At 33.9% G+C, this 19,912-nt stretch carries 15 protein-coding genes; 7 read left to right on the top strand and 8 right to left on the bottom strand.

The genetic code is table 11. The annotated features are described in order from the left end of the window. Positions 1-94 precede the first annotated feature (94 nt). Positions 95-781, top strand: a complete 687-nt coding sequence (locus tag BM088_RS04790; RefSeq protein ID WP_091980748.1) for a hypothetical protein — start codon at positions 95-97, stop codon at positions 779-781. An 82-nt stretch (positions 782-863) separates the two neighbouring features. On the opposite strand, the gene BM088_RS04795 is transcribed toward BM088_RS04790, so the two are convergent. The 3 genes from BM088_RS04795 to BM088_RS04805 form a co-directional block, all read right to left on the bottom strand. Then, positions 864-1,748, bottom strand: a complete 885-nt coding sequence (locus tag BM088_RS04795; RefSeq protein WP_091980752.1) for a sterol desaturase family protein — start codon at positions 1,746-1,748, stop codon at positions 864-866. Between the two features lie 9 nt (positions 1,749-1,757). After that, complete coding sequence (locus BM088_RS04800; RefSeq protein ID WP_091980756.1) at positions 1,758-2,351, bottom strand: hypothetical protein; 594 nt, start codon at positions 2,349-2,351, stop codon at positions 1,758-1,760. Between the two features lie 330 nt (positions 2,352-2,681). Further along, positions 2,682-5,783 carry a beta-propeller fold lactonase family protein gene (locus tag BM088_RS04805; RefSeq protein ID WP_091980763.1) on the bottom strand — a complete coding sequence of 1,034 codons (3,102 nt, stop codon included), beginning with the start codon at positions 5,781-5,783 and terminating at the stop codon, positions 2,682-2,684. A 129-nt stretch (positions 5,784-5,912) separates the two neighbouring features. Between BM088_RS04805 and BM088_RS04810 the strand changes: the two genes are divergently transcribed. Then, on the top strand, positions 5,913-6,494 hold the full coding sequence (locus BM088_RS04810; protein ID WP_091980766.1) for a TetR/AcrR family transcriptional regulator: 582 nt from the start codon (positions 5,913-5,915) through the stop codon (positions 6,492-6,494). A gap of 102 nt (positions 6,495-6,596) precedes the next feature. Here the strand turns inward: BM088_RS04810 and BM088_RS04815 are convergent, their stop codons facing one another. The 3 genes from BM088_RS04815 to BM088_RS04825 all read right to left on the bottom strand — a co-directional run bounded on the left by BM088_RS04815 (position 6,597) and on the right by BM088_RS04825 (position 10,712). Continuing rightward, complete coding sequence (locus tag BM088_RS04815) at positions 6,597-7,805, bottom strand: hypothetical protein (RefSeq protein ID WP_091980767.1); 1,209 nt, start codon at positions 7,803-7,805, stop codon at positions 6,597-6,599. A 190-nt stretch (positions 7,806-7,995) separates the two neighbouring features. Continuing rightward, positions 7,996-10,224 carry a GAF domain-containing protein gene (locus BM088_RS04820; RefSeq protein ID WP_091980769.1) on the bottom strand — a complete coding sequence of 743 codons (2,229 nt, stop codon included), beginning with the start codon at positions 10,222-10,224 and terminating at the stop codon, positions 7,996-7,998. A 68-nt stretch (positions 10,225-10,292) separates the two neighbouring features. Further along, positions 10,293-10,712 (bottom strand): hypothetical protein, encoded by a 420-nt coding sequence (locus BM088_RS04825; protein WP_091980772.1) that lies wholly within the window; start codon positions 10,710-10,712, stop codon positions 10,293-10,295. A gap of 242 nt (positions 10,713-10,954) precedes the next feature. Between BM088_RS04825 and BM088_RS04830 the strand changes: the two genes are divergently transcribed. The 5 genes from BM088_RS04830 (at position 10,955) to BM088_RS04850 (ending at position 15,156) form a co-directional block, all read left to right on the top strand. Then, positions 10,955-12,094: a hypothetical protein gene (locus BM088_RS04830; RefSeq protein ID WP_091980776.1), complete on the top strand. Its 1,140-nt coding sequence runs from the start codon at positions 10,955-10,957 to the stop codon at positions 12,092-12,094. A 141-nt stretch (positions 12,095-12,235) separates the two neighbouring features. Then, positions 12,236-12,841: a hypothetical protein gene (locus BM088_RS04835; protein WP_091980779.1), complete on the top strand. Its 606-nt coding sequence runs from the start codon at positions 12,236-12,238 to the stop codon at positions 12,839-12,841. A gap of 270 nt (positions 12,842-13,111) precedes the next feature. Continuing rightward, on the top strand, positions 13,112-13,705 hold the full coding sequence (locus BM088_RS04840) for a hypothetical protein (RefSeq protein ID WP_091980782.1): 594 nt from the start codon (positions 13,112-13,114) through the stop codon (positions 13,703-13,705). Positions 13,706-13,740: 35 nt separating this feature from the next. Beyond that, on the top strand, positions 13,741-14,421 hold the full coding sequence (locus BM088_RS04845) for an EAL domain-containing protein (protein WP_091980786.1): 681 nt from the start codon (positions 13,741-13,743) through the stop codon (positions 14,419-14,421). A gap of 111 nt (positions 14,422-14,532) precedes the next feature. Then, on the top strand, positions 14,533-15,156 hold the full coding sequence (locus BM088_RS04850; protein ID WP_091980790.1) for a hypothetical protein: 624 nt from the start codon (positions 14,533-14,535) through the stop codon (positions 15,154-15,156). 185 nt (positions 15,157-15,341) lie between these two features. On the opposite strand, the gene BM088_RS04855 is transcribed toward BM088_RS04850, so the two are convergent. Further along, positions 15,342-18,542, bottom strand: a complete 3,201-nt coding sequence (locus tag BM088_RS04855) for a DEAD/DEAH box helicase (RefSeq protein WP_091980794.1) — start codon at positions 18,540-18,542, stop codon at positions 15,342-15,344. A 395-nt stretch (positions 18,543-18,937) separates the two neighbouring features. Further along, positions 18,938-19,906 (bottom strand): transcriptional regulator, encoded by a 969-nt coding sequence (locus BM088_RS04860; protein WP_091980799.1) that lies wholly within the window; start codon positions 19,904-19,906, stop codon positions 18,938-18,940. Positions 19,907-19,912 lie beyond the last annotated feature (6 nt).

The following is a 19,912-nucleotide window of genomic DNA, read 5'->3' on the forward strand; positions in this document are numbered from 1 at the left end:
GTAAAAATATATTATAAAATATACCAGATAACGCAGTGTCATAAATAGTTGGCACTGCGTTTTTTGCATGAATAATAACAAAATAGGAATCGCGATGAGCGTAGCCCAAGACTTAGCAAAACTGCGCCAATTAAGTAATGTTGTAAACGGCCCTTTAAGACTTGTTTTAGTTGAAGTATTAGAGCTTACACCTTTGGTAATTGATTGGATAAATGTAAATACAAGTGGCTCAGCTGTTTGCCGATATCAGGCAAATAACATACGCAAATATGAAGTTCGCTATCAATTTGGTAATTTAGGCAATTTAGTGCATGAACTTACTCATGTTGGTATCAATGAGTCATATGGGTTAGATTTCATAAATTATCCAAACTGGTCAGCATTAAATGTACCAGAACGAAGCCTTGATGCTATTGGTCGATGTTTAAATGAAGCCGAGCGTCAAACAAAACAAATGAATCATGCAATGAACGATAATAAAATAAATATACTTACACGCATAAAAGCGTGGTCAGATGCAGCGACAGAGCTGACACCTGAACAAAAGTATGAAATATCGAATAAACTTGTTTACGGCATGATGAATCCACAAAAAGAAAGCGATACTGTACTTAATCAGGTTTTAGTATGGTTATTTGAATGGGGCTTCCCTATGATAGGTCATCATAGCAAAAAACCTGTTGTAAACGCCTTATATGAAGAACTATCTGCGGTTGTTAAGAATGCTTACCTTGAACGCCAAAAGGGTAAAATACAACATTTAATGCGTGAAATAATTTAATAACCTAAGTTCATATTAATAGATAATATTATTCAAAAAGTAATAAGTTGAACATTAACTTATTACTTTCTTAGATCATCTATTATTTATTCTCCTGTTTCCACCCCCAGATAGGTGTTTTATAAAATAGCCTTAATCGCGTATGCCAGGAGTTTGCCTTTATCAGTTGTTTTCCTAATTTATAATAACCATAAAAGTAAACCTTAAGTGGATTGACGCTATTAACTCTTGGAAATACGCCATAATTTACTTTTTCATCTTCTTTAGCAAAAGTACCAAACATGCGATCCCAAATAATAAAAATGCCAGCATAGTTTTTATCTAAATATTTTTTATTAGTAGCGTGATGTACCCTGTGATGTGAGGGAGTATTAAAGACACCCTCTATCATAGTAGGAAATTTTTTTACCGCCTCTGTATGAAGCAATGTTTGGAAAACTTGCACAAAAACTTCACTAAAGAAAATAATTAATGGATTAAAACCAAGAAATGCCAGAGGTAGATGAAAAAACAGTGGAAACAGTCCATCAAGGGGGCCATGGCGATAAGCGACAGATATATTAAAGTGTGGTGAACTATGATGCACATTATGGGTTGCCCATGCAAAACCATTACTATGTAAAAATCGGTGCTCCCAATAATAAGCTAAATCGGCAAGTATAATACAACCCGCGATTGTCCAGCCTGTCATAGGTAAATGCGTAATACTATAATGCTCATAAACAAAATAAAAAAGCGTTACGTAAAACAGAACCGCAAATAAAGCATTAATACTTGTTGTTGCAAAAAGTGTTACAAAGTTAGTGATAGAATCGCTAATGAAATTCCATGTGATTTTGCTTTTAATTGCATAACGTATTAATTCAATTATAAAAACGGCGATAGCAAGTACAAAAAACCAATCATCAACAAACTTTTCTAGCCAATACACTTCATCTTCACTAAAAACCATTAATAAATAGTCCATCTTTATCTCCTATTTATAAAGTACTGAAACAGAAATAATTTCACCATTTGCATTTACAATATGCTCTTCAAGCACAGCTTCTATTGTTCTTTGATAATCTAACTTTTCCCATGTATCAAAAAGTATTTCCTGTGAATATTTTGCAGGTGATAATACAATTTTATAATCACCTACAGGCACTTTATAATTTTTATCTATGGCAGGTTCTATATCTTTAATATCATAACCTATAGTCACCTTAGCTTGACTATAATTAGTATTAAAATCAGTATATAAGGTATATGTTTTAGGGCTGATTTTATTAACCCTATTTTGCAAACTTGTATTTTTATTGAGTGTTAACCAGAAGTTTTCAACCTCAGAAATATCAATTGTAGATGAGCTACCGACTATTATAAGGTCATTAATATTTTTACGATTAGCCTCTAATTTTAACTTCTTCACTTGTTTTTTTTGTTGTTTCACTTTAATTGTTTGCTGCAGACCTTGAACACTCTTAACTTCAACATTAAGTTCTGCTTTTACAACAGGTTGAAATGCAACAGCAGTCAAAATAGTGGCTGTAATAATTAAAGTAACAATCATTGAGCTTGGTAAGTTCATAATTTTCCTAGTATGTATTTAATAACCTATACTTTAGTGGCTGGTAAGTAGGCAAGAATCTATCTTGCCTTTTTGACTCTCAAGTCATCATGCATATAAATGGTCTAAACATAGCTAAAGTATATTTCTTCCACATAGCGGTTAGATAGACAAGTAAGGGAAAGCAAAACAACTCATAGCAATAACTCCCCAAATCAACATTACAAACCAATAAGTAAGTGGTTCTGAATTTGATTGTATTGCCCTATGTAAATAAACTTCTCCAGTGGCTAAATCATAGACCAGCCATATCAAGCCAATAGTTAGCAGGTATATTAGAGAGCATCATTTTTATACCTCATCGCCATTTAATGTACTGTCTAGGTTTTTATCTAATGCCATTTGCCAACCGCGCCCAGGAATAACACAAGTAAAAGTTAAATGATTACTCTCTTTCAGTGCCAGTATTTTCATTTGCACACTTGTTAAGACATCATCATTCGCTTTATCAGAACGATAAACATTGCTCTCATTCAAATATAAATAACCTCTGGCAACACCATTGATTAATCCGGTGGCAATCAAATCACACTCAGTAACCTCACCACCTAAAATTTTTGAAACAAATTTTGTTTGAGCTCGCTGTTCTAATAAACTTAAACGTGCAACAGAGGACTCAGGCGAAGAGTTATTTAAAGTAACTTGCTGGCCTACAACAGGCGCTAAATCATTATCAAACTCCATCATATAATCTACTAATCCCTGACGTGTTTTTTCATCTGGGATCCCAATTTTTCCAAGATTAAAATGACAGCCATTGACCTCACTTGCATCACCTGTACAACCTTCTTCACCATTATCAAATACACCTCCTTTTAAAAAATTAAGTAATTGGTCTGTTGCGCCATCATGTAAAAAACCAAAACCGCGAATTTGCTCTCCTTGATGCTCTTTGGTGTGTGAAGGTAAAAAACCAGCTCTATCAGGTAAACCAAACATACCAACACGAGTATATAAGTTGCGCAATTGTGGTACCTTTAAGATTTGTATTTCTCCACCATGTGAAATTTCGCCTCTTGTACCATAGAAACCTTTTGCATGATCAACCCCATGACAGCCTTCACAGTTAACACCATCAACAGAATCGCCATTATCAGGTGAGTCAAATTCAAGACCGTCGGAGCGACGTTCACCATGGAAAAATTGACTGCCTATTTGAGCAGAGGATGACATTGAATTGTCAATTTTACGGATAGGATTGGGTGGCAGAGCAACTTTTAACATAAAATCAGCAAACTTATCAATATCCTGCTCAAGAGCAATTACGTCTTCGGATTTATTATTACTATTTACAGATTCAGGTAATGTGATATCCATACCTAACAAACCTTCAAATGCCACGATAAAATTTTTGAATGAGATACGTTCATCAAGTGTTTGGTCTGTATCGTTACCAAAATATCCAACTGAACGATCTCCTCGCCAATGCATGTGCCCATGAGTACTCATACCACGCATTGTTTGTGTTGTCATAGGACCCTTCATAGCGGCAATCGTACGCTCGTCACCATCTCCATTTAAAATTTCAAGTAATTCACAACTTTCTTCTTCTGGACCAACAAATAAGCAGCCTAAACGCAAAAAGTTCTGTGTTGGATATGGTTGAGGGTTACGTCCATTTACAGCATCAGGATTGCCTAAATTCCAACTTAAGTGATCTGTATCACCAAAAACATGACAACTACCACAAGATGACTCTCCATTTGATGAGGAACGATTTGCGTCATATAACATAAAACGACCCGAAATAAATGAGTCAGGCTCAGGCGTAAACATAGGCAATCTCTGGGTTTCAATGCCTGTATCAGTATTAATAGCCACGATGCTATTGTCAAAACGAGTAAAAACATACAAACGTTTAAACTGCTCATTTAGTAATAAACCAACAGGGCCACCTTCAATGTTTAAATAGTTTTTACTTAAACTCCTTGGATCAAACTCAGTAGCTTCATAATCCCAGTATTTATTTTCGCTCAATTGATTTGTTGGTAAAACAGCCACTTTATTTGAACCGATAACGGCCGTATATAACAAAGAACCATCATTTGAAATTGCAACCTGAGTAGGGTTAGATAGGCTGTGTTTTTTTGTCTCTTTATTCGCTTTTAGTTGTGCATAATTAATATGACGATTTAAGTGTCGCGGTTTTACCTCTCCTGATTCAGGGTTAATAACTGTAATACGAGACTTGGCTATATTTCCCTGTACAGTCGAGCCTGCAAATACCCCTGGACCTTCAAATCGCGTATTGTTATTCGCCTCAGTATTTGTTACAAAAATTTCTCCATTAACAGGATTTATAGCCATATTAAATAATGTAGTGCCGACATGACGATAAGCATTTTTTTCAAGTAAACTCGATGTATCAATGGCAAATACATCTTTATCAGGAAGCGTAAAACGTACAGCATTAGAAAAGTTACGACCTTTACTATCTTGCCATTGACCAATTTCATTATTATATTTTACGATCATGCTCGTCCAAGGTTGATTTTTGCCTTCTGCATTAATACCTGGTGCAGTTCTTCCTCCCGGTAAACGACCATTCTTCAACCCATTGGGACTGCTAATTTCATCCAAAACTGTGCATGGATATCCCCCTAAAGGGTCATCTTCAAACCCGTAACACATAACAGCTTCATGAATTGCCGTTGTTTGGTTTCCGGAGTGATGTACGCCAACATAAACTGTTGATTCATCCTTAGTGACGACAAGTGCTCTCGCTGTATCACCAAATAATGAAAGAATTTTTATCGGCTTACCACCTAAGATCTGTCCTTGAGATATGGCATTAAAAACCCATACATCAGCACGCCCTGTATTTGGTGTATGTAAATGCGCATCACCAGCCCCCTCAACATCTGCTAATAGAGGGTTTAACCGTTGCTGTCCTCGGTGGGCCGTTGTAATAAAAGCTTTATTGCTAGCAAAAACAATATCCCTTGGTTCATCACCAACAAAAAGTGTTGTCGTTATTTTTGCCTTATGATCGCTAACATCAATAATACTAATAGAATCAGATAGATGGTTAACAACCCATACCTCTTCTTCTCGTACAGCAACAGCTACGGGCTCTAAACCTACAGGCAGTGATTGCTGATGCGTTAAATGTCCATTATCTGAAACCAAATAAATTTCTAAGCTATTATTTGAGGTATTGGTTATAAAAAGCTTTTTTCCATCTTTAGATTGAGCGATAGGACGCACTGGTGCAGATTCAAACCCAATATAGTCCCTTGTTTTAGGTGGTGTAACTTTTGGTGGTACCGTTTGTGGTGGTGGATTCAAAGTTTTATCGCCTATCGTTGATTTTGATATCTCAGTATCAGAACTTGAACCTCCACATGCTATTAATGGTAAAACCATTAAACTTAACATCATAAATTTTATCATTCGAACCTCACACCTTAGTAAATTTTCACACTGACAATTTAAATAATAAACAAACCAATCATAAATTGTCAATGTGAAAATTTATATTGCAGTGATAAGATATTATAAAAAAAGTAGAAAGGACAAATTATGGCTAGACCCAGTATGGCGGGTCAGCGTCGAGAAGAGATTTTAGATGCGTTGGAAAAGTGTATTTTAGAGAAGGGGATACAAGCTACCTCACTGGAATATTTAGCTGAAACTGCTCAAATGAAACGTACAATTTTACGGCATTATATTGGCAATAGAGATGAAATTATTTGTGCACTTAGCAGCCGGTGGGCCAAGGTATATCAATCTCAATGGCAAGAAGTAATACTTTTATTACCAAAAATAAAAAGAGTTGAAGCACTTATAGATATATTATTTTCACCTAGAACAAATGAATATATAAATAATACAATTATTGGTGAGGCATTATTTTCAGAAGCAAAACGTTTAGCACCGATTAAGTTAGATCAAAAAAATAATATGAAGCAATTTATTGAAATTTTAAATGTTGAATTAAAGTTACAATTCCCTAAATTAGCAGATGATAAACTTGATTTGATTTCACATAGTTTACATGCAAATTATTTAATGAGTGAGTCGCTTTTACCATTAGGCATGGAAAATGAAGTTGAAAAGTTAAAAAAAGCCAGCTATTTGCTTATCTCTTTTATTTCAACCTAGCCGTTTAACGGCTTGTAAATCTAATGTATGGATTATTTTCACTGTATCAAATAAAAACCGGCTCGAAATTCAGAGCCGTTTTTTATCCATAACATGAATACGCTATTGTAATGGCAAAGGGTATAAACGTATTTGAACATTATATGCTTCACTGTTTACATCAAAAAATACATTAACAAAATCGGCTATATTAAATATCCAAGTATCTGTATACGTTTTACATTGCAACTCAGTCACGCTGCCATTTTCTTCTTCATAAACAACAAGTAAATCATTAATATCCCACATAGGATCTAAAGTGGGATCAAATGCAGGGTCAAAATTAGGGCACGAATCAGGTAATTCAGCTAAAACTAACTCAGCATTAGGATATAAACGACAGGTATACATATCGCCCTCAACAGCAACATCACCTAAACCCTCCAAGCCACTGACTTCACCACAACAAAAATCAGTTGCCGTACATAAGTTTTCACCTTCTCCTATAATACCACTCTCAAAGCAAGCTTCATCTAATGCCCAGTAACATACACTACCCGAAAATGAAAATAGCCCTGAAATATCGGTCGCATTTTTAGCGCCTTTGCCTTTTGTATTACTATCCCAGCGAGTAAGGGTGCAATTGCCTTCACCATCATCACAGGTTTCAGGTATAAAACTGCCATCACTGGTTACAACTCCTGCGAGCCAAACTTCACTGTCATTACCAAAGCTATCACCTATTACGGGAATTTCCCGACCTGTTACACTGAAGCTTGGGCCACCGCTGTCTCCGGGTTTGCCTAATACTCGGCCATATACTGCATAACCTTGCTTATCTTCAGGTATACGGATAATGGCAGGATCATCACGACTAAACCCTGTACAGGCATCCGTTACTTGTAGTTTATCTGGGTTAACATCAGAGGCGCTTGTATCTTTCTTCTTACTTCCTGTTCGACCTGATTCCATAAGCAGTTTAACTGTATCGCTGCCTCTTGGCATATTAACAACATTACCGTATTCACAAACATAGCTAAACCCTGATTGAGTTGGACATTGTCCAGATGGAAATTTATCACCTATCACATATAAAGCGTCGGTTAAGTCATTTTGATTCGTATCGATTATTTCAACTATTTTAATATTGGTTTCACAGTTGAAATCAGCTTTTTTACCATGAAGGATTAAATTATGATGAGGCCCGCTTGGAAAGTTATTACCAAGAAACATTCCTTCACTTGTTGTAGGTTTAGCTGCATATATTTCAACAGGTAATAACAATAACGAAACGATAATAAGTATAAATTTATAATGTTTAATATTTAACATTTTGGTACCTCCAACCATTCATAGCATTAAAACAATTAACCAAAAAAAATTCACCATCCATAAGTATAGTTTTAGTCTGAGACACTTGGTATAGCGGATATTAGACTGTTTTTACATTTGCCTTGAGTACTTAGATTAAGTCTTTATATGGCGGATGATTGGTATGTTTTATTCCCTCAAACAAGGAGCGTTATTTACTTTGCATTTTAAATACCCCATCCCAGTCCGGGGCAGGGGCATGCGCTATAAAATGTTCACACCTGTCAATATACATGCTAGTAACTGGGTCTTGGTGTAATAATAATGCTTGATTAAATGCACTGATGGCTGCACTAAACTTCTGCTTTTTGTATTTTTTTAAACCATCATGAAAATAAGCGACAACCTCCATAACATTTGGAAAGGTTTCTTCATCATGATGATCTAATACTTCATAAATTTTAACCGGTTTTGTTTGCCCTTTTACTACAACACAATCTAACTCTCTGATCCTATAGGTGCCTTTTAAGCGTTTTTTAGTATTATCGCTGATGATAATATTGGCACTATATTGTTTACAAGCACTCTCTAATCGAGAAGCCAAATTCACGCCATCACCTATCACAGTAAAATCCATGCGCTTAGGTGATCCTATGTTGCCTGATATAACAAAATCACTGTTAATACCAACACCAATATCTATAGGTGAAAGATTTTGTTTTTGTCGGGAATTATTTAGCTGTTTTAATTCCTGCATCATCTCAATAGCACTGATCACACCTTGATCAGCATCATCCCCATGGGCGATAGGTACACCATAAGCAGCCATAATCGCATCGCCAATAAATTTATCTAACATGCCACCATGGGCAACAATGATATCCACCATAAGCGTAAAATATTCATTAAGCAGATTTACAATGCCTTGTGCACCGAGTTCTTCAGACAAATTAGTAAAACCCCGAATATCAGAAAAAAGCACGGTTGCTTCCACACTTTGCCCACCCAAAATATCACTGCCATCTTCCATGAGTTGATCAATTAAATGAGCATCTATATAACGTGACATTGTTGATTTTACGCGTTTTTCATTACTGATATCTTCCATTAATAAAATAGAACCAATATTATTTTTATCATGATCTTTGAGGGTTTGTATCGTCACATTTAAATATTTGCTTTCTTGTTCGAGTGTTAATTCAACATCCACTAAATGTGTGCCATGTTCTTCATGTTTATTTTTATTTATTAAGTCAATAAGCCACAGATTTTGGTGACCAAAAATAGCATGGGCATCTCGTTTAATGATGTCACTCTCCATGCAATTTAATATTTTTAAACTGGCGGCATTGCATGTTGTTGCCATACCATCTTCGTTAAAAGTCAAAACACCATTAGACATGCTTTCTAACATGCTTTCGTTATAGTTTTTAATCTTTTGCACATCATCAAATAGGCTGGCGTTTTCTAACCCGATGGATATCTGTGCGGTAAATGCTTTAAGTCTAGATTCATCTTCTTCATTAAAAACACCATCTTTTTTATTAAGAACTTGAGTCACACCTATGACTTTGCCTGTTTTATTGATAACTGGAATACATAAAATTGATCTGGTAAAAAAGCCAGTTTGTTTATCAAATGCGGGATTAAACCTTAAGTCTGCGTAAGCATATGGAATATTAATACTTTTAGCCGATGTAAAAACAGTTCCAGCAATGCCTAAATGATTAGGAAAACGTATTTCAACGGAATCCAAACCTTGGCCAACAAGAGACCATAGCTCATTATTTTTTTCATCATTTAAAAAAAGGGTCGAACGCTCGGCATTCAACATGTGGGTAGCTTGAGTCATAACCTTATTTAACAGTGGTCCTAATTCTAATTCTGAAGTGGTATCTGCAACAACATTTAAGAATTCGAGTTCTTTTGTTCTGGACTCATTTAAATGTTCAATCATTTGAAAGCTTTGCACAATAATGGCAACTTGATCTGAAATAATTTGCAAAGTTTTTAAATCTTGACTTTGATACTCTCCCTGCTTTTTATTGATGCTTTGTACTATACCAATGACTTCACCTTTAGCCGATAACATAGGTACGCACAGCATGTTACGGGTAACAAATTCAGACTTTCTGTCTATTTTACGATTAAAATGCGGATCACAGTAAACATCATCAATAATCACACCTTTACCCGTTTGAAAAACATGTCCCGCGATACCTTCATTATCAAATATTCTGATCTCTCTTTTTTTTAAACCTTGAGCAAATCGGGTATAAAGTTCATTGGAATGATTGTCATGTAAGAATATGGAGCTGCGTTCGGAGTCACTTTCACGAGAAGCAATATTGGCTAGTGCAGAAAAGACCTGATCTAAGGTTTCTTGTTGCGCTATTTCACGATTAATTTTAAAAATACGTTCGAGAAAGCTAGATTTCATAATGTTATTCGCAAATTTAGAATTTATTTCAACATTTCATGTAACTGTTGCACAATTTATTTTAATATTTATTCATTAGTGTGTAACTCAAGTTTCTCACGCAACGCTTGTACTGTTTGCATTAATTGTTGGTTTTTATCATTTAATAAAGCACTAGCCTCATGTATGCATTGAGTTTGATCATTTGTTTGTAATTCAAGTTTATTCCTCAATTTATGAACCGCTTTTTTTAATTGTAAATTTTCTTCATGCAATAAAAAAGTGGCTTCTTGTATACATTGACTTTGATTATTAGTTTGTAGTTCGAGTTGTTCTCGCAGCGCATCGATAGTGTCTTTTAATTCGATAATTTCACAATTTAAAACACTTTGAGCATCAGTGATAGCCTGCGCATTGCCCGATTGAGTTGATTCAAGCTGCTCTCTAACAGCTGCTATCATTTTTTGTAACTGGGCATTATCACTTTTGAGCTCGCTTATTCGAGACACATATATTCCTACGCTAATAAATGAATTTTATTTAATAATAGATGAAATTAAGAATTTCACCTTAGGGTCGATTAAACTTTCCTACTGAATTAACAGCAATTTGTATTATTTTCGCGTAAACAGTGAAAGTACTCTATACAGTGCGTTTTATGGGTATTTATAAGCCATTAGTGCGAGTAATGATTACATATATCAGATAACGTTTTATAAATTTATTTGATTTGTATCATTGGAAGGCAGCTATGAAAAATGAGAGTCGACTACCTAAGAAACAAAACTTAAGAACTAAAATCCGGCAAAACCTCAAAAGTATTTCAATGGGGTTTATGGCTGTTTTTTCTGCAATTGCGATCCCCGTTTGGCAAGTCTATTTTGTTGAAACTTCAGATATAAAAGTTGAAATAGCTTCAATAATACGCAAAGAGTCAGACGGCACTAACATTGCCCTAAATACAGATGAATTAGCACAATTAGAACTTTATATACCCGAAACTTTATTATATGAATATGATAAACAAGGAAAACGCGGTGATAAATTAGACTTCCCCACGTTTAGTCTTTCGGTATTACTCAAGTCATTTGATAAAGCAAAACAAGATATTAAAAACATTGCTGATATCAATAACGCGCTAAGAGGATATCAGGTACAAATTCAAAACTTTATTTCAGATAAAAATGATGACTTCCAATTAATTGAATTCCGAATTGCCAATTTAAAGGAGTGGAATCTAAGTCGCTATATTGAAGACTCCGAAGCGTCATATTACGAAGATCAACTGTTAGCAATTACCCGCAGTTACTCAAGCATGACCTTTGATGCAAACAATCAACCAATTATTAACCTTAAAGCTGTAAAGTCGTTATTAATTGATGTTGATGAAGACTTATCAGAAGTCAGTTCAGATAATATAAAACGGCTTAATCGTTTAAGAGATGATATTCGTAACATTGAATCACAATTAGAAAAGTTACAAAAAAGCCAAACGGATAAATATAGTTTTTTTGAAGTTGAATTAGTCGTAACCAATAATGGGCGAGTGAGCACATCTTTAAGGCCTTTAGCATTAATGCGAATTCAAATTAGTGAAAACAATTATGCAGATGTTATTTTAAAAATGAAAAACTATAGCCAAAATGCAGAACTCGACTCGGCAGCAACTAAAATTATTCGTTTTACATCAGAACAAATCATCTCATTTCCTAAAGATGATCAACGAATGGTGAATAGCTTTTGGGGTAGCACAGCCTGGTTTCATATTTATACAATGAATACCAGCCAAGAAATTTTTATTTCAAATAGAGTCGCATTCGCAGATAGCCTAAATCAAAAATTTATATTAGATAAATTAAAAGACAAAGCTTCAGATCATATGATCAATTAACATTCAAAAAAACATAATAGGTACAAAGTAATTTATCGTCATTCTCTTTCAATTTAGCTTTTTTATTAATTAATTAGGCAAAGCATTGATTTTTTAAATTAATAATAATGAATGGGTTACTAAATAATAGAGGCTTATACTATGAATGAAGAAGAGAAAAACACACAAGATATTCCATTTGTAAATGATGATAATATTCCTGAAGAAAGCATTGAATATAATGGCGTAGATGAAATAGAAGAAACAAATACCAATAAGGTTGCCATTATCGTCGGAAAGCTAGCCATGCCTACAACGGTGATCTTAGTTTTGATCACTTGTTTATCCGGTTATTTCTTAAATGAAGCTGCTTTTACGCCTGTTGTCGGAATGATAGCCCCTGTCGTTATGGCATTGATCATGGTAATTAAAGAAGCCTCTGTAGGAAAAGATGAGGACCCAGGCGTTAAAGACAGGGAAGGAGAGCGAAACGAAAGAACCACGCGATATAGCCATGACAAAGAAATAAAACTAGCCCAATTAGAACGAGATGAAAGAGTTAATCATCAAAATGTTAAAGAGCATGCGCGACAGTTTGATATGCTGCATTCCTCAACACAAGAGTTTGTAGATTTGATCAGAGAAATGAATACAGAAATGACAGTGCAGATGACAAAGCCAAAATCAACTGAATTGGCAATAGGTGATACTAAAATAAAAATCAGCGATGGTGGCGCAAATGTTGAAACATCTAAAGACGTAAAATGAATGAATAAAATAAAGAGAATAACCTTAAATCGAATTGAGGTTATTCATTTTAAACTCTCCTTTAAATCACTGAAAATATACTTACTTTCCCCACGTTTTATCAAAGATGACGCGTTAATATAAAAATTCAAAACCTCCAAACAAGTTAAATTTATTATGCGAAAAAAGAAAAGAAATATCAGCTTTAGGACCATGAATAAAACGTCTACACGATTATATAAATATACATTTATCTTTACGATATTCGCTTGTCTTCTATTGGCTTTAAGTATGCAAAGCACTGACTCAGTCAATCAACCAGATACAGATACAGATACAGATACAGATACAGTTTTAACCATGTTAAATAAAGACGGCTTAAATAAAACAAAAGTAATAACTTGGTTAAAAGACCATTGGAAAATATTTAGTCTAAATGATCCTGAGCTAACAGATGCAATTGAAGCATTATGCCCTGAAGTTTTTGAATATGATTTTGAAAGTTATCAAAATACAATGAAAATGTGTTTAAACAATTCATTAATAAGTAATTTAAGAGATTTGTCAGAAAAAAATAGACCTCCTTTTCAATATGCAGGCAGAGAAGTTCGAATTGGCATTCCTGCAGATGAAAATCAGCCTCCTTTCACATATGCCTATACCTGTTTTGAGGGCCCGTTAGAAAATAAAATTATTAATTTATACCCAATAAATACCTTACAACCATTAACAGTTCAAGTCTTAGGTGCCTATCAGTGCAACGGAATAGAAAACTACCCAGATATACAATTAAATCAACATCAAGCTAATAAGCTATTTAACAGAAAAGCAAGAGCCATAGAATATGCAGTCGCTTTAATACAAAAACAAATAAAGCATTATTAGTCATAATAATTGATGTTTATAGATAAGGAAAAACAATGCCCAATACACATACCGATAATTCATTTGTGAAAATGCCAATAATTTCAACAGAAAAAGAAAATATATTAGGCTATGAAATTTTACTTAGAACTTTTAGAGGCATTCCTTTAAGTATATTTAATCGTAACCCTGAATTATTTACCGAACTATCATTTCCTATGCTTGAAGCTATTTATAAATTAGATGCTGCAGGGAAAATTAGAGACAGTAAACAATTACTTTTTTTAAACCTAACAGTACATCAATATTTATCTAAAGGTACTCTAGATTTTTTATATCAAGAATATAATCACAAAGACAAAGCTAAAAATGTTGTTATAGAGCTTACAGAGCAAGAACTTGATTATAAAACAGAGCAATTAAAGGAAAGAACATTAATATTTAAATGCTTAGATTTTAAATTAGCGATTGATGATTTTGGTGTTAAAGGATCCAACTTTCAAAGAGTATTTGAACTTTCCCCCCATTATATTAAATTAGATCGTGGCATTATTGCCCGATATAATAGCAGTCAAGTAAATCACAAGGTTTTGATTGAATTTGTAAAGCTTTGCCACACCCTAAATAAAAAAGTCATTATTGAAGGCATAGAAACGAAACAACAATATCAGTTAGCAAAAACTTGCCAAGCCGATTATGTACAAGGCTTTTATTTTGGATTACCACAATATATTTAATATACATGTAATGATTAAGTTATTTGAACTTAAATTTACCCATTTCCCCCGAGTTTAGTCACAAACAACTTACTAACATGAGAGATACCTTAAATCATCAATGATCACATTATGAATACTCATGCATTTTTATCATTTATAAGCAATAATTATGACTTTTCTAGAGCCAATATTATTCTATCGGAACTAAATTTAACTCACTGCTGGAAGCATTGGCTAACAGCAGAGTTAATTCACTTACTCAATACAGATAAGCAATTTAGTGATATTCAAACAAATACTCGTTACCCAGCTAAGTCTAGTAATAACAATGACCAGGAAAGTTATTTACGTTATCAAGTAGAAAAACCAATAGAAAAAGTACACAAAAAGAATTTAGCCTCATATTGTGATTTTTCATTTAAACATCAAGAAAAACAACATTATTTTGAGATTATTTGTGCAAATAGTACCTCATTTAAAAAAAATAAAGATTTAATTAAATTTGAAGCTGATATAACAAGAATTGATACATTAAAGAAACAAAACCCTTCAGTATGTATTTCAACTATTTTTGCTTTCTTTGGTACTTTTACAAATGATGAAGTGAAAATTTTCGCTCCATTTGATAATAGTAAACGTTGCAGTTATGTTCTTGACTCAAATATAAAGGGTAGTTCTAGTATTGCACGTTTAACACAAATACAAAGGGCAGGAGACCCTAGGCTTTGTTTTGCGATGTATAACGCAAGTTAAGTTTCAGGCATAAAAAAACCAACCTAAAATAGGTTGGTCAATATTACTAAAATAAGTAATCAAAGGGGAAATCTAACATACAACTTTCAGGGATAGACGTTAAAAAAATCAGGTTATTTATAACGCCTGTATAGATAGACTAACGTCATTCAATTAAGTTCAATAAATGATGAAAAATAATTAAATTAATTATTATCAGCTAGTAATTCCAACATTTGACCTTCAGTTTGTGTATTAAATTTTCCACCTTTAGCATCAAAAAAACTATCGGCAAGTTCAGCTTTATCTTGCTGCATTTGATAAACCCGCTCTTCAATAGAGTTTTGACAAATTAACTTATAAACAAATACAGGTTTTAATTGACCAATTCGGTGCGCTCTGTCTGTTGCTTGCCTTTCTACTGCAGGGTTCCACCATGGATCGTAATGAATAACGGTATCTGCTTTAGTTAAATTAAGACCTGTTCCTCCGGCTTTTAGGCTAATTAAAAAGATAGGATTATCACCTTCTTGGAAGCTGTTTACCGCTTCATCTCTATCTTTAGTTTTCCCAGTTAAAATACTGTACTTAATATTAAGCTGAGCTAACTCTTGTTCAATAAGCGATAGCATACTGGTAAATTGACTGAAAATAATAATCTTTCTGCCTTTTGCAAGCATTAAAGGCAGATTTTCACTCAACCAAGCTAATTTAGCGCTGTGAACTGCACTTTTATTAGATAATGCCATAGACTCTAAATCATCAACTCCATTCACTAAACGAGGATCGCAACAAGCTTGACGTAATCTCAATAAAGCTTCTAAAAATGCAAAGCGACTCTTATCAGCACCTTGCTCTTTAAATAGCTCTTTCATTTTTTGTTCCATATTGGCGCGAATATTTTGATACACAACTTGCTGATTAGGCGTAAGCTCTATCATTCGGACCAATTCGGTTTTTGGAGGCAGCTCAGTTAATACTTGCTCTTTAGTGCGACGAAGCACAAAAGGCACAACTAAGTTTTTTAATTGCTCAGCTCTTTGTTCATTATGTTCTTTTTCAATAGGGATTTGATAATAAGTCTTAAACTGAGCCATGGATCCAATTAGACCCGGCATTGCAAAATCAAGTAACGATTTTAATTCTTTAAGGTTATTTTCAACTGGAGTACCGGTTAAACATAGATTGAAATCACTATTAAGCGCTTTGACAGCTTTAGATATTTTAGCCTGATTATTTTTAATTGTTTGAGCTTCATCTAAAATAACATGACTAAAATGAAGTTCATCATAAACGGTATTATCGCGAGTGATCAGCGGATAAGTTGTTATTACGCAGTCAGCAGCGCTGATTTGATTAAATACATTTTTTCGGCTTGCACCATGGCTAACCAATACATTTAAGCTTGGTGCAAAACGGTTAATTTCCTTCACCCAGTTAGTAACTAAGCTTGTAGGGCAAATAATAAGTGCTGGTGATTTTAACCCTGTACGCTCTTTTTCAGACAATAAAAAAGCGATCGTCTGCAATGTTTTACCTAGCCCCATATCATCAGCGAGTATTCCACCAAGCTGATGCTTTTTCAGAAATAATAACCAATTTACAGCTTGTTTTTGATAATCACGTAAGGTTGCTTTTAATGTTTTTGGAACTATAAGTTTATCTTTAAAATCGGGGTTTGAAACCTGAGTAATGAGTTCTAATAATGCGTTATCAGCACAGTCAATTTGGCTATTATTTAAATTTGCAAAAGAAGAAGCATAAGATAAAGGTAAACTTAATCTTTTAGGTATTGTTTTATTGGCATAAAATTGTGCTATTAAATCAAAAACAATATTTAAATCAGGCTTACTTGCTGCTAACCAAACATCTTGATATTTATAATAATTGAATAGATGAGATTTATTATTACAAAGCGCAGCGAATGATAAAAGATCACTCAAATAAACGGTTTTATCTGATATTTCAAAATAGGGGGCTACAGAAAGTTTGTTAACACGCGTCCTTGTCATAGAAAGAATAAGCTCAGTTAACATAATATCAGGGTCAACATAAAGCTTAGTATCAATATGCCAAGACTCATCACTTAACTGTTTACAAACTTCATTCACAAACCAATGATGTTGTGGTGAAGACTCATCAGATGCATTAAAAGTTAAATAACATGCTTTTTGTAAAGGGCCTTTACATAATATCAAACCACAATTTTGTAACCTGTTTAGACAAGTGTCTTCAAAAGCAGTTGTGATCTGTGTTCCTTGTTGCTCATCTACGTTAAGTTCGTGTATTTTTTTCCCATATGAAAATTGTAAGTGGAACAAACAACGTTCGTCTTGTTTTATTAAAGTTAACCTTGGTACTACATCTACATTTGGTGCAATAGAGATATCAGACTTTTCAATTAATGCAGAACCAAAAATACGATTAAATTGCTGATTAACATGTTCAAACATTTCATCTGCAACAATTGGAATACTAAACAAATGAGAAACTTCAGCAGCAGTTAATGTTGTTTCAAGTTCACCAATTTCTAAGTTATTAATATCAATATAATAAGGTGGTGTTGTATTAAAAACTTGCCAGGAATCACTTTGCGGTAGGGATAAATTCAACTCATGAAATGAATCATTTTCAGTCCAAGATACATCTAAAGGCCTTTGAGCAGATAAACGAATTGCTTGTCGGGAGTCTTGCCAAAAACACCTGCCTGTAGCAACCATTTGCACTAATGCCATTACCCCCCACCGATTCTCTAAAACAAGTTGACCAAATGAGTTTTGAGAACGGATCCAACTTAAGAGTCTAAAATCACTTTCATTAACGTGTTCAGGTGTCACTAAACTGTTTAATTGCTGCTTAGTCATAGGACGCCCTTGTGAATAACGTCCATTATTTATAGGGGGAGACTGTTTTGGAACTAAGATCAAACCATTATCATGTTTTTCAATTACGAATAAAATAACATCTTTTTTAACGGTTTGCCGCTGCTTTTTTAACTGCTCTAACTGATTAAACCAATCATGTAATAAATAATGCTTACCAAATAAACCTGAGTGCTGGGTTTTTAATTTTAATAATGCAGCACCGATATGGTGACATTTATTTCCAATTTTACATGAACATAAACCAACGATAGATAAACCAGCTTGTGATTGTTTAATTTGAATATGCTGATGAAAAATGTCACCAGACTCACTGTAAACCTCAGCACTTACCTGAGAAAACTGTTTATCACTTTCAACCCAATTAACAAGCTCTTTTAACAAACATTGTTTCGCTTTTTCAAATACAGTCGGTTTAAAGTATCTTTTTAAGAATCCTTCTGTAATAGGAAAAGCCACTTCTTGTTCTTTTTTTATTTCATCAAACAAAGCTATGAGATCAGTTTTAGTTAAACCTTTGGACATCTGCAACCAGGAAAAAATCAAAGATTTCTCCAGTATAGAGCTTATGGGTTTTAAGCTAAAGCATTAAATTAATTAAAAGTAAAAAAAAACACAGATCACATTTTTACTAAGGTGATTTTAACGAATAGGAATATGTAAAGGGGCTTTACATTAAAACTTAACAACAAAAAGAGAACAGGAAACAAACAAGTTACTCACAGCTAATTAACAGACAGCAGAGTTTATAGAACAAATTTTTACTAAGTCAGGCTAAAAAAGGTGTTTGGACAGATAAAAAATAAAAAATGAAGAAAATAAAGCACTATTTAGTAGGTAAAAAAATGATCTGTTAAGTATGAAACGAAATACAGATCATAATTTTACTAACTATTTAAATCTCTTGGATCATAATTATACTAATTAAAATGCGTTAATAGCTTAGATAATTGTTCAAAACGTTTTTCAGTCATTACCTTGTTATCGATCTTTATAACTAAATCGCCTGTTTTTACATTTTTGTGAGCATTAATATATTCATTATTAAAATTGAGAGCTTCTCTAGACGTATTTTCTTGAGTTTTAGCTTCAATCAAATGTTTTGTAATTGCTGCGGCAGTCTTATCATCCGTTTCAAGTAGAATTTCAGATAATATAGATTGAGTTTCTTTTACTTTTTTTGAAAATACATCAAAATCATCTTCTATTGCAACAATCAATTTTTTAGCTATCTCACGACCTACATGATTAGCTGTTGGATACAAAGCAAGGACTTCACTTGGAATTTTATTATAAGCCTTTAAAGAGTCAGCTATAGCAGTATGTGAAACGCCCTCGATAACGGCAATCTCACGATAGGAACCTTTTTTACCTTGCGCAATTAACTCATCACGTGTTTGTTGATAAGCTTTACCCAATTCCCATAGACTCGGGGCTATGTATTGATCAGAGGAAACAGCAAGAATTTTAGCATCTTCATCTGTAAAATCAGGTGAAGTTAAAACAATATAATCGGCACCACTGAGTAAACACGCTTTACGTCGTCTTGAACCTGATAAAACAAACTCAAGTCCTTCCTTTTGCCAACTTAAAGCAGGGTGTTGGTTTCGACCATCAGCTTTGATTGCAGGTAAAATATCTGATACAGATGCTTTTGTCAGCAAAGATTGCTCTCTGCGGTTTTTGCCATATACACAGGTCGATTTATCTATTTGGTCAAAAGGTACTATCTTGCAACTCAATCTTATCGTTCTTTGAGGATCTGAAGGTGAAGGCATTGTAATTTCATCGCCTACAACCGCATTTTCTAATAATTTATCTAAACTACTTACTTCAACAGCAGCAGCAAAAGGGTCTAAGCGTGTATCATTTTTACGTTTTCTAACCATTATATT

This window comes from Pseudoalteromonas denitrificans DSM 6059 (genome assembly GCF_900112265.1).
GTDB classification, from domain to species: Bacteria; Pseudomonadota; Gammaproteobacteria; order Enterobacterales; family Alteromonadaceae; genus Pseudoalteromonas; species Pseudoalteromonas denitrificans.